The organism is Cryomorpha ignava, assembly GCF_010686655.1.
In the GTDB taxonomy this organism is placed as follows: Bacteria; Bacteroidota; Bacteroidia; order Flavobacteriales_D; family Cryomorphaceae; genus Cryomorpha; species Cryomorpha ignava.
In genome coordinates, this window is the sequence record NZ_JAAGVY010000025.1 from 57,926 (window position 1) to 70,396 (window position 12,471).

General features: G+C 38.1%; 11 protein-coding genes. 7 read left to right on the top strand and 4 right to left on the bottom strand.

All coding sequences use genetic code 11. The annotated features are described in order from the left end of the window. Positions 1-81: 81 nt before the first annotated feature. Entirely contained in the window at positions 82-621 is a 540-nt protein-coding gene (locus G3O08_RS12990; RefSeq protein ID WP_163285812.1) for a hypothetical protein, read from the top strand. A 236-nt stretch (positions 622-857) separates the two neighbouring features. Here the strand turns inward: G3O08_RS12990 and G3O08_RS12995 are convergent, their stop codons facing one another. Beyond that, a complete protein-coding gene (locus tag G3O08_RS12995; RefSeq protein WP_163285813.1) occupies positions 858-1,193 on the bottom strand; it encodes a GNAT family N-acetyltransferase in 336 nt (111 codons plus the stop codon). A gap of 475 nt (positions 1,194-1,668) precedes the next feature. On the opposite strand from G3O08_RS12995, the gene G3O08_RS13000 reads away from it, so the two are divergent. Then, positions 1,669-2,277 (top strand): hypothetical protein, encoded by a 609-nt coding sequence (locus tag G3O08_RS13000; RefSeq protein ID WP_163285814.1) that lies wholly within the window; start codon positions 1,669-1,671, stop codon positions 2,275-2,277. 120 nt (positions 2,278-2,397) lie between these two features. Then, on the top strand, positions 2,398-3,450 hold the full coding sequence (locus G3O08_RS13005; protein ID WP_163285815.1) for a sensor histidine kinase: 1,053 nt from the start codon (positions 2,398-2,400) through the stop codon (positions 3,448-3,450). Between the two features lie 110 nt (positions 3,451-3,560). Here the strand turns inward: G3O08_RS13005 and gyrA are convergent, their stop codons facing one another. Further along, a complete protein-coding gene (gene gyrA, locus G3O08_RS13010) occupies positions 3,561-6,140 on the bottom strand; it encodes a DNA gyrase subunit A (RefSeq protein WP_163285816.1) in 2,580 nt (859 codons plus the stop codon). 256 nt (positions 6,141-6,396) lie between these two features. On the opposite strand from gyrA, the gene G3O08_RS13015 reads away from it, so the two are divergent. After that, a complete protein-coding gene (locus tag G3O08_RS13015) occupies positions 6,397-8,982 on the top strand; it encodes an ATP-dependent Clp protease ATP-binding subunit (protein WP_163285817.1) in 2,586 nt (861 codons plus the stop codon). 71 nt (positions 8,983-9,053) lie between these two features. On the opposite strand, the gene G3O08_RS13020 is transcribed toward G3O08_RS13015, so the two are convergent. After that, the gene (locus G3O08_RS13020; RefSeq protein WP_163285818.1) at positions 9,054-9,431 is read right to left on the bottom strand and encodes a hypothetical protein; all 378 of its coding nucleotides are present in this window, start codon (positions 9,429-9,431) and stop codon (positions 9,054-9,056) included. Beyond that, the gene (locus G3O08_RS13025; RefSeq protein ID WP_163285819.1) at positions 9,431-9,706 is read right to left on the bottom strand and encodes a DUF493 family protein; all 276 of its coding nucleotides are present in this window, start codon (positions 9,704-9,706) and stop codon (positions 9,431-9,433) included. The genes G3O08_RS13020 and G3O08_RS13025 overlap by 1 nt, the downstream gene beginning before the upstream one ends. Before the next feature lie 155 nt (positions 9,707-9,861). Here G3O08_RS13025 and G3O08_RS13030 point away from each other — a divergent pair, with 155 nt between their 5' ends. From G3O08_RS13030 to G3O08_RS13040, 3 genes are read left to right on the top strand one after another with little or no spacing between them, the layout of a single operon-like run. Further along, a complete protein-coding gene (locus tag G3O08_RS13030) occupies positions 9,862-10,836 on the top strand; it encodes a hypothetical protein (RefSeq protein ID WP_163285820.1) in 975 nt (324 codons plus the stop codon). Between the two features lie 3 nt (positions 10,837-10,839). Next, complete coding sequence (locus tag G3O08_RS13035) at positions 10,840-11,406, top strand: RNA polymerase sigma factor (protein WP_163285821.1); 567 nt, start codon at positions 10,840-10,842, stop codon at positions 11,404-11,406. Positions 11,407-11,409: 3 nt separating this feature from the next. Beyond that, positions 11,410-12,258, top strand: a complete 849-nt coding sequence (locus tag G3O08_RS13040) for a hypothetical protein (protein ID WP_163285822.1) — start codon at positions 11,410-11,412, stop codon at positions 12,256-12,258. The last annotated feature ends 213 nt before the right edge of the window (positions 12,259-12,471 follow it).

The window sequence follows — 12,471 nt, forward strand, 5'->3', positions numbered from 1 at the left end:
TATAAGGAGTGATTTGAAACGGTATAGGTTTAAAGTATAATTTGGCACGAAATTTATACCTCTCCGTAAAAACAAATAAAAATGAAAGTTCTAAAACCAACGCTCTACTTCCTTTCCTTCCTTTTTTTGATTAGTTGTAGTTCTAAATCGCATCTAGGAGAAAAAGTAAAGGAACCCTTTACCGGATCTAAATACGAATCAAGTAGCCGCTACTTTAGAGGAACCGGAAAAGGGGTAAGTATAAAAGACAATATTGCGCGAAGCAAAGCTGATTTGGATGCTAAAAACCAGCTTGCATCGCAGGTAAGCACAACAATGAAAAATGTGACCGATCAATATCTGGGACAAACCGAAAATGAAAACTCAACAGAGGTAGCCGATAAATTTCAGAGCTTAACCCGTGAAGTGATGAACACAGGACTGGCTGACTTAAGAAAAATAGGTGAGGAAAAATATCACGATGGCACCAATTACACTGTTTTTGTAGCATATGAAATTAATAAAAACGCAATGTTTCGATTTATGAAAAAACAGGCAAAAACAGATTCTAAGATTGATAAGCAAACACTCAAAACGATAGAAGATATTCTAGATCGCCAGATTGCTGAAACTGAGGAATAAATTGCGTATCGACATTCTATAAAAAATTAAGGGGAGCCATAAATGACTCCCCTATTTTTAGGCCTTCTTCCGGCAAAACCGGAGTGAACATTAACCAAAACCTAATCAACCATGATTCAGAAGGCCAAAATATTTTTGTTTCTGATACTAGTTGTTAGAACACCAAAGAATGGAATATGTTTTTGATGTTCGAATGTTTTCGTTAATAATCACAAAAAGTATATCCAGAAGGTGTTTTAGGTGATCCGAATTCCAGAAGCAACAAGATCCATATGCTCTGGATGCTTTTTCAAATAAGATTTTACGTAAGGACAAACCGGAATCATGCGCATATTGTTTTCCCGGACGTAGTCAAATACATGCTGCACGAGAATTCCTGCCACTCCCCGCCCCTGAAGTGTTTCGGGAACTTCGGTGTGATTTATAAAAATTTTTCCTTCTTTATTGCTTCTGTATTCAAGCACGGCATGTTGGTCGTCTATAATTGCGTCAAAAGTTTGACGCTCTTCATCATGATCGAAAGTTATATCTTTCAGATCCACCTTGTTTTTTTCGTTTCGATTATCGCTCATAATAGATGAATGGATTTCTGTTTTAAATACTTGGTAAGCGTAGCTTGAAATCCTAATAATTTCTTGTTTTCAGAGACTTAATCGAGAATTCATAGCTATCAACATCTGCAAATTTAAGGTTTATACGTAAACTTTCCTATTTCAATGATTTAAACGCTACACATCATAATCCTTTGCAGGAAATTCATGGCTACTTATCAAGGTCAGAGTAAATTTTCGTCAAATCTTCTACTAACATCCTTTCATAAAAGCTATAATTCAAAAATTCAAAGGGTAGGATTTGTTAAAAAGTATATAAGGCTCAAAAACATTCTTCGATAAAAACCAACTTTTTAAGGATAAGCACCGTAGATAAATCGGTTAGCTATCCATTTTACTTTTGTGTACAATTATGCATGCGTAAACAACCGATGGCTGAAAAAAACAAAGTACTTTTGCCCTGACTAAAAATGATAAATTATCCCCTTTTTCACTTATGAAATTCCTTTCTGTATTTATAATTGCAATACTTCTTACCAGTTCTTTTACAGCTTTTTCGCAAGATGAACCTGAAACGCCCAACGATCTTCAGAATCAGTTTCAAGAGATGAAATCAAGCTCAAATAACTACCAAATTTATAAGGTGGTGAAAGAAACTAGCCTTGACGACTTTTGGAAAAGCGTAGCTGATACACTTATAGAAGACAGAAATCAAATTCAATCGCTAAAGGCCGAAGTGGCTGGACTAAATAATGAATTATCTGAATTAAAAAATCAGGTTAGCGAGCGCGACGCAAGTCTTGAAGAACAAGAATATCAAATTGAACATATGAGCTTTTTGGGTATGGGATTAACAAAGGGAACCTATGTTACCTTTACCTGGGTTTTGATTTTCATTCTTTTCATTGCTGCACTTATTTTATATTTCAGATTTAACTCGGCCAACAAGATTACTGTAAAGGCTAAGAATGATTATAATTCTCTAGACGAAGAATTTGAAGCCCACAAAAAGCGCTCGCGTGAAACAGAATCAAAAATCAAACGCGAACTTCAAACCGAATTAAATACAGTACAGGAATTGAAGCAAAAGCTGGGAGAGGCATAAGTGGTTGTTAATTAAACTTCTATCCTTATACCCAAAGCGTTTATTACTTTTTTTTCAGCATTCAGAAACCTTTTATTAAAAGGGCTCGTAGGAATTGATAGCAATTGAAATCCCTGCACCATGACTGAAACCACACTATCAAGAAATCAAAGCCGGAAAAGCGTTAAGCTTTCATATTCTACAAAACTTATTTTCTATTCTGTTCTGGGTATTCATTTGCCATTGGTAGGTTTTATAAGTTTTGTAAAATTATCGAGTCTTGCAATAGAACCATCCGCTATAATTTCGCTCTTGCTTTTTCTAACAGTCGGCGCCACGCTCATTACAGTTCCTATAATTAATCGGATTTTGAATCCATTAAAGGCAAGTTCAAAAGTTCTCGAAGATTATTATGGTGAAGATATATTACCAAAGCCGGCACAATATAATGCCGAGCGAAGCCACACGTATCTCACAAGGCTTCAGCGCACTGTAATTAGTCTACACGGTCATATTCAGGAAAAAAAAGATTTATCACGCTTACTCTCACAAGATTTAAGACAACCTTTTGCACAGATGATGGGAATATTTGAAATAATTAAACTGGAAGAAGATCATTTAAAAATTAATGCTTATTGCAATCAGATGATTGCTGAAGGAAAAAAGCAACTTGGATTTTTAGAATATGTACTTGATGAACTCAACACGAGCCATACTGAAGAGTCGACAATAGAAAGGTCTTATATTACCGTAAATGAATTGATTAACAATGCTGTTGAAAGCTCAAACACAACAGCCAGGAACAAAAATGTATCATTCATGATTGCGAGTAGATGCAATCCGGTACTGGAATTGGAAGAAATGGAAAGCACAGAGGCATTGACCAAAGTTTTGGCCAATTCTATTAAATATTCGTTTCCTAAAGGAGTTGTGAAAATTCAAACAGCTATGGAAAAGAACTTTGTAGAAATTACCGTTTCCGATTCCGGAATGGGATTTGAAAAGGAAGAGCGAAAAACACTGTTTAAAAGATTCGTTAGAGCTCAAACGGGAACACAGGGCGAAGACTCAACTAAACACTCTCTATATACCGCCAAGGAAACCATTGAAAAGCAAGGCGGCACAATAGAACTAAGCAGCGACGGACGTGGAACCGGGTCTTCTTTTAAAATTATTCTGCCTTTAACATATTGATCTATAAAAAAAAAAATTCTGAAATATTGAATTAGAAAAAAACCCTTTGAGACATCTCAAAGGGTTTTTTAATTGAATTACTATTTTGAAGTTTATTCCTCTTTTGAAGTTTATTCCTCCGAAATATCGTCTTCGTCCTGAACGTCATCTGAAGAAGTATCAGAATCATCGTCATTCAAGGTATCAGATGAAGCACTTATAATGTTTCCATTTTCATCCAAAATCTCATCTAACACTTCATCTGCATCTTCTGAAACTTCCACTTTGGCTACAGCTGCAATCTCATCGCCATTTCTAAGGTTTATCAGGCGCACTCCCTGGGTAGCACGACCCATTACGCGAAGCTGATTTACACTCATCCGAATGGTAATCCCACTCTTATTGATAATCATCAAATCGTCGCTATCAATTACAGATTTAATAGCAATAAGCGCACCTGTTTTATCAGTGATATTCATGGTTTTAACACCTTTACCACCGCGATTGGTTATACGATAATCGTCAACTTGACTGCGTTTTCCATAACCCTTTTCAGAAACTACAAGCACATTTGTATCAGGGTCATTTATACAAATCATACCGATTACTTCATCATCTTTCCCTTCAAGAGTAACTCCTTTCACACCTTGAGAATTTCGACCTACTGCCCTAACTTTTTCTTCGTTAAAGCGAATAGCTTTACCGCTTTTCTTGGCAAGGATTATTTCAGTCGTTCCGTTGGTTAATCGCGCTTCAAGCAATTGATCACCATCTTTTATAGTAATGGCATTAATCCCATTCTGGCGCGGACGTGAATAAGCTTCAAGCGAAGTTTTCTTCACAACGCCATTCTTGGTAGCCATTATTACATTGTGAGCATTGATGTACTCATCATCACGCAAGTCTTTGGTATTGATGTACGCCTTGATTTTATCGTCCTGCTCAATATTAATCAGGTTTTGGATAGCTCTTCCTTTCGATGTTTTCGATCCTTCAGGAATTTCAAAAATACGCATCCAGAAACATTTCCCTTTTTCGGTGAAAATCAGTAGATAATTGTGGTTTGTTGCCACAAATAGGTGCTCAAGGAAATCTGCATCTCTGGTTGTGCTTCCACGAGATCCTACTCCACCGCGACTCTGCGTTTTGTATTCGCTTAGCGACGTACGTTTAATATAACCCAAATGAGATATCGTTACTACCACTTCTTCGTCAGGAATCAAGTCTTCAATACTCATTTCGCTTGCAGAGTATTCTATTACAGATCTTCTTTCGTCGCCATATTTATCACGAACTTCAATCAATTCCGTTTTAATAATCTCCATACGAAGCTCTTCGCTATTCAAAACCGAATTTAAATAATCGATCAACTTCATAAGTTCTGCGTGCTCTTCGCGTACTTTGTCGCGCTCTAAACCGGTAAGCTTCTGCAAACGCATGTCGAGTATCGCTCGTGCCTGAATTTCAGAAAGCGAGAATTGCTCCATTAATCCGGTACGGGCGTCTTCAGGTGTTGCACTTGCGCGAATAAGCTTAATAACTTCATCAAGATTGTCTAGTGCGATAAGCAAACCTTCCAGAATGTGGGCGCGCTCTTCTGCTTTACGCAATTCAAATTGCGTTCTGCGCACAACAACTTCATGACGGTGCTCCACAAAATGAACAATCATATCCTTTAAGTTGAGCATCATCGGACGCCCTTTAACCAAAGCTATATTATTCACTGAAAAAGAACCTTGTAGCGCTGTGTACTTATACAACTTATTTAATACTACATTTGGAATACAGTCGCGTTTTAGTTCATAAACAATGCGCATTCCATTACGGTCTGACTCATCGCGTATGTCGCTTATTCCCTCTATTTTTTTGTCGTTAACAAGATCGGCCGTCTTCTTAATCATTTCCGCCTTATTTACCTGGTAAGGTATTTCGGTTACGATTATTGCCTCTCTTCCTTCACGTATTTCTTCAATATTTGCTTTCGCTCTTATAACTACACGCCCTCTACCGGTTTCAAAAGCATCTTTTACGCCTTCGTATCCATATATGGTAGCACCTGTAGGGAAATCGGGAGCTTTCACAAACTCCATTAATCCGGCAATATCAATATCTCGATTATCAATATACGCCATGATTCCATTTACAATTTCTGTAAGGTTGTGAGGAGGCATATTGGTGGCCATCCCTACCGCGATACCGCTCGCACCATTTATCAATAGGTTTGGGATTCGCGTAGGAAGAACAGTTGGCTCTTTTAACGAGTCGTCAAAATTATTTGAAAAATCTACAGTATCCTTTTCAAGATCAGATAGCATCTCTTCTGCGATTTTGCGCAATCGTGCTTCTGTATAACGCATCGCTGCCGGGCTATCTCCATCTACTGATCCAAAATTCCCCTGTCCGTCAACAAGTGGGTATCGCAAAGACCAGTGCTGTGCCATGCGCACCATTGTATCGTAAACTGACGAATCGCCATGTGGGTGATACTTCCCTAGTACCTCTCCGACAATACGTGCTGACTTTTTGTACGCGCTATTAGATCGTACTCCAAGATCAAGCATACCATATAATACCCGTCTATGCACGGGTTTGAGACCATCGCGCACATCGGGTAGGGCCCGTGATACAATAACCGACATCGAATAATCGATGTAAGCCGACTTCATCTCATCCTCAATATTAATAGGAATTATTTTTTCTCCTTCTGCCATATTCTAATTAAATTTCAAAAATTGTACGGTTTTTGCTTTATGAAAAGCCGAACGTCGAAAGTAGTGATTTAACACGGGTATTCAGTGATTTTAAAACAGCTAATTTTCAACAAAATCGTGTGAAATAAATCCTGAAACAGTGACATCTTGTCAGAATTCTGGTCATATATTTGAAAATGTCGTTTTATGCCGTACATTAGGGCGAGCTAACCTTAATTACGGATTATAATCTAAACAAAAGAAAGGAAGGTATTAAATGGAAGCTAAATTCTCACCCAGAGTAAAAGATGTAATCAGTTATAGTCGTGAAGAAGCATTGCGCTTGGGACACGATTTTATTGGTGTAGAACATTTATTACTCGGAATAATCCGAGAAGGAGAAGGCACTGCTGTGCAAATATTAAAAACTGTAGGAGTTAAACTCAAAGAGCTTCGCACGGTAATTGAGTCATCAACACGCTCTGCCACAGCAAAATCGGGGAATCTCGGAAATATTCCACTTGTAAAACAGGCTGAAAAAGTCTTAAAAATAACCTATTTGGAAGCTAAACTCTTTAAGAGCCCTACCATCGGTACGGAGCATTTGCTATTGAGCATTCTTAAAGACGAGGATAATGTAGCAACGCGAGCGCTTATGAAGTTTAGCGTTGATTACGAAACCGTACGCGAAGAACTCGAAACGCTTAGAACGGGCGGAAATGATATTTCCCGCCTTCATGAGCCAAGAGCCGATTTTCCCGGTCAGTCTGATGATGACGATGACGAAATGGGAAGTTTTTCCGGTGGTGCAGGTTCAGCTGCAGGCGGTAGAAAAGTTGCCGATACGAAATCTAAAACCCCGGTACTCGACAATTTTGGACGCGACCTAACAAAAATGGCCGAAGAAGATAAGCTCGACCCTATTGTAGGTCGTGAAAAAGAAATTGAGCGCGTATCTCAGATTCTCTCAAGAAGAAAGAAAAACAATCCAGTATTAATCGGCGAGCCGGGAGTTGGTAAATCGGCTATTGCTGAAGGTTTGGCACTGCGGATTATACAACGTAAAGTGTCACGTGTGCTATTCGATAAGCGAATTGTATCGCTTGACGTAGCTTCGCTTGTTGCGGGCACGAAATACCGAGGCCAGTTTGAGGAACGCATGAAAGCCGTGATGAATGAATTGGAGAAATCTCCAGATGTGATTTTGTTTATTGACGAAATACACACCATCGTGGGTGCAGGAGGCGCGAGCGGTTCGCTTGATGCTTCTAATATGTTTAAACCGGCATTGGCTCGCGGAGAGATACAATGTATTGGAGCTACTACGCTTGATGAATACCGTCAGTATATAGAGAAAGACGGCGCACTTGAACGTCGGTTTCAAAAAGTAATTGTAGAAGCCACCACAGCTGATGAAACCATTCAAATTCTTCATAATATTAAGGAGAAGTACGAAGAACATCACAGCGTAAATTACACTGATGATGCTATAAAAGCTTGCGTAACACTTACCAATCGTTATATATCTGATCGCCACTTGCCCGACAAGGCCATTGACGCATTAGATGAAGTAGGTTCACGTGTGCACATAACTAACATCAATGTTCCCGCAGAGATAATAACTGCTGAAAAGAAAATTGAAGAAATTAAGGAAGAAAAAAACCGTGTAGTTCGCAGTCAGAAATACGAAGAAGCCGCCAAACTTAGAGATAGGGAAAGAAGCTTGCTCGAAGAACTGGAACGCGCGAAGAATAAATGGGAAGAAGAATCTAAAAACCACCGTGTTACCGTAACTGTTGATGATGTGGAGGAAGTTGTAGCCATGATGACAGGAATTCCTGTTCAGCGAATTGCTGAAAAAGAAAGCGGCCGCTTATCTCGCATGAATGAAGATATGCAAGGCACCGTAATCGGTCAGGATGGAGCTATTAAAAAAGTAGTAAAAGCTATTCAGCGAAATCGTGCAGGCTTAAAAGATCCCAACAAACCCATTGGTTCCTTTATTTTTCTTGGACCAACCGGTGTGGGAAAAACACAACTTGCCAAAGAACTTGCCAAGCTGATGTTTCAATCTGAAGATGCGCTCATACGCATAGATATGAGTGAATACATGGAAAAATTTGCCATTAGCCGTCTTATTGGAGCACCTCCGGGGTATATTGGATATGAAGAAGGCGGTCAGCTTACTGAAAAAGTGCGACGTCGTCCCTACTCTATTATCCTGCTCGATGAAATAGAGAAAGCTCACCCCGATGTTTTCAACTTGCTTCTTCAAGCGCTCGACGACGGACAACTTACAGATAGTCTCGGACGCAAAATTGACTTTAGAAATAGCATTATTATAATGACTTCTAATATTGGAGCGCGCCAACTTTCAGATTTTGGAACAGGTGTAGGTTTTGGTACGAAAACGAGATTAGAAAATGAACAGGCTGCTCATCAATCAGTTATTCAAAGTGCGCTTAAAAAAGCATTTGCACCTGAATTTCTGAACAGAATAGACGATGTGATTATTTTCAACTCCTTAACCCGAGCTGATATTCACAAAATTATTGATATTGAGCTGGCAAAACTTTACAAACGTATTGTAGACCTGGGATACAAAATCAAATTATCTGATGCTGCCAAAGACTTTATTGCCGAGAAAGGTTTTGATGAAAAATTTGGGGCAAGACCGCTTAACAGAGCGATTCAGAAATATGTGGAAGATCCGCTGGCTGAAGAGATTATCAATTCTAACCTAAAAGAAGGCGATACCATTAATATTGGCTTCAAGAAAGACAAGGAAGAGATTACGATAAAAATTAATAAGGCGAAGGAATCTAAAGAAGAAGAAGAAAAGAATAAATCTGAAGAAGATTAATTCTAAGTTTTTAATAAACTAAAAACGCCGCTAAATGCGGCGTTTTTTATTTCAAGTATTCTTATTAAAATTCAAGCTACACCATTTGCAATGACTATAAAACGTGTAATGGTTTGATCAGGTACACAGAATCGTAAATTATACGTTCCATTTGCCACACTCGAAAGATTTATTTCCTTAGTGTGAATGCCTGTTTTAAACTGCTCTTCAAAAATTACAGTCACCAATTCACCGTTTTCTCTAACCACTTCCGCACGCACCAAAGCTTCCAGGGGCAAGTCAAACTTAAGAGTTTCTATGCCCTTTAGCTTTTCATTTTCAAATGGGAACAAATACGCAAAAGGAATATTAATATCGTTTTTGCGCAAATACCGCGTAAGCCATCTATAAAATACAAAGAGAAATAAAACTATAGATGATACAAGCAGGAAATATTTAATATTTACCATTATAGAGCAATAAGTCCTTCAATTTCTGAAGCTTTTTTATAACAATCAAGAACACTTTCAGAACTGGTCATGGCTTCTCTGGCAGAAATGCTGGTATATTTTCCGTTTCTCGATTCCTTTAGCCTTATTTCTGCGGTTTCGCTGTTAAACAAAGCTTCAACTCTGGCTATTTTTTCAATATTAGAAGGCACAATAAATTTGAAAAGGAAAACCGCAGGCCAGTCATGGGTTTCATCAAGCGTTCGCTTTACGCGTTCAAAATCTGATTCATTCATGGGTGCAAATTTAGCTAATTCAATTGGAGTAAAGATTGCCTTTTAGAAAAGTCTTATTCCAAAAGAGACAATAATTTGTTGAGAATTTGTTTTTAAGCATGTAATTTGCAGGCTAAATGAACGCCTTCACTTTTGAGGTGTACTGAATGATAAAAATGCGACTACTCTTCCTTTTTTTTCTTCTCTCTTGTCAACATATATTTGCGCAGAAGGCTTACATGCCCTATGAGCTTGAGCGCTACTCTCCAGACATTTACGTCAATGCTTTAAAAAATGAGGACATCAATTTTAAAAGCGAATTAGACGCCCTTGAATTTTATTTTCTCGCTTATAAAGCACAACGCGCAGTAGATCCTGAAAACTATTTCCCAAAGGCCGATAAGAAAAGAGATGAAGCTGCGGCCTTTCTCATATCTAATTTTCCGGAAGGATATGCTATGGCATTTTTAGAATTTCTACAGTCCAGTGGAAACTCTGAATCGTGCAATGCCCTTATCAGTGCAGCTTCTGATTATAAAATCCTTCTTCCCTATCAGTTTATGGCAGCTTATGTGTTGGGAGAGAGAACTCTGGAAAATCAATTTCTTGATGAAATGGACAATGCGGGAATGCTTTCGGATGTTTTAAAAAGCTTTGGAGAAAATGCCATGCGGGCTATTCAGAACAATACTCTGGTTATTTCGCAGGGAATGCAAGACTTAATTGCCCTAAAGTATGCGGCAAAGCAGAGCAATAGAACTATTGAGGTTACCAATATTTTTGCTGAAAAGTTAGCTGCATTTAATCGAATTAAAACAGATAACATTTCGGCTAAAACCAAAAATTTCATTTGGATAAGTCCATCAATATCCAGTGAATTTACGACACAATATAAACAATCACTTTACCTCTGGGGAATAGGCTTTGCTCTGTCTGATTCTGATAAAAATTTAGCCGTAGCGATCCAAAGTACCGGTAGAAGTTTCGTCGGATTATCACATAAGGCGGATTCTCCTGCCGACCGTGGATTAATTCAATCCTATTCCTATTTCGCGAAAGCGTACCAAGCCTATGCGCTTGAAAGTGGCGAAGATATGGATATATCGAAAAGCGGAAAGATTAGCCTCTACATTACAAACCAGATCAAATAGTTTGTGAATAGAACTTCCCACACATCACACACAGATGAAGAGCTACTAAAACTCTCGGCCGAAGGACAAAAGACTGCTTTTGAAGAAATCTATAACCGGTATTCCGGTAGAATTTATAATTACTTCTTGCGAATGAACCGAAATGATTCGGCTAAAGCACAGGATCTAACCCAGGATTTATTCCTGAAGATTATTCAAAACCAGGCCGATTTTGATTTGACTAGAAGTTTTAAAACCTGGATTTTTAGCATGGCCAATAATATGTGCAAGAATATTTATCGCCACCAAGAAGTGGTTAAAAAAGCTGATAAGGAATTAGCTTATACACAGAATAATTCAGTTAAAATGGAGCCCGTTCATGATAAATTTAAATTTAAGGAGGCTTTGAATCAAGCGCTTAATGACCTGGAACCAATAAAAAAGTCGAGCTTTATCATGCGCTACAAGCAAGATATGAGCATAAGGGAAATTGCAGAGATTACAAAAACTTCTGAAGGCACAGTTAAATCGCGCTTATTTTACACGTTGCGCCAGTTATCGGTTAGTTTAAAAAGTTTTGAAAAAATATAGGCCATGGAAAACAAATATGACATCGAAGCATGGGTGGCTACAAGAAGTTTTGATGAACTTTCCGAAGCCGAAAAAACATTTGTGATAGAAGAATTGGGTTCGCAGGTTGCATATTCAGAGATGCGCAGAATTGTATTGAGCATTCAATCGGAGGATGAGGAAATAATGCCAGGCTTTGTGCGTCAAAATATTATGAATGCTTTTGATTCGCATTATCGCAGTTCAGACGAGAAGATTATTCCAATGGTTAAATCTAAAACTCAGGGCTATAAAAAAATTCTGGTCTATGGATTAATTGCAGCATCTATTCTTGTCGCTGTGTTTTTGATCTTACCGGAAAAGAATAGCAACTCAAATAAGCAGATAGCAGAAAATAAGGTCAAAAAAGAAATAAATACAGATAGCGCAGCAAACCATAAAAGTGTTGAGAAAGACATAGAAAAATCTGCGCCAGAAGCCGCATTTAAAAAGCAAGAAAATATCAGCCCCGAACTAAAAGTACCTGGATTTAAGGACAGTAAAAATCTTGGAAAAGATCAAACAGAAAGCGAATCGCCTGAAATGAGCAATGAAAATGTCCAATCATTCAGCGTTAAATCCAATCAAAGTGATGGGGCAATTAATAATAATACAGCAGACACAGATGCTCTCCCTGATTCAGAATTACAAAAGCTAGATGAAATTGCCGCCCCGCCACAACCGGCTTTAGAAATGAATTTAGATAAGGAGCCAGAGATCTTCTCCGGAAATCTGCATGCCAGGAGTGCAGAATCTCAACTAAAATCGAAGCTTGCAACCGAAATTACATTTAAAATTGAAGGTTTTACTCAAAATCATTACACCTCTTACTGACCTATGCAGTTGCCATTATTTTTTTCTATTCGCACCGAACAATTATTGATTAAAAAGCAATAGCGTCCTAAACGTTTAAAAAATTCAAAAAAGAAAGAGGGAAGTTTTGTATTTCAAATTAACTTTGAATTGCACAACAAAAACACTCCCTCTTATGGCAAATATAACGTTGTTTTCTCAGATTATCTCAAAATTAGATCGCTCAAAATTCAA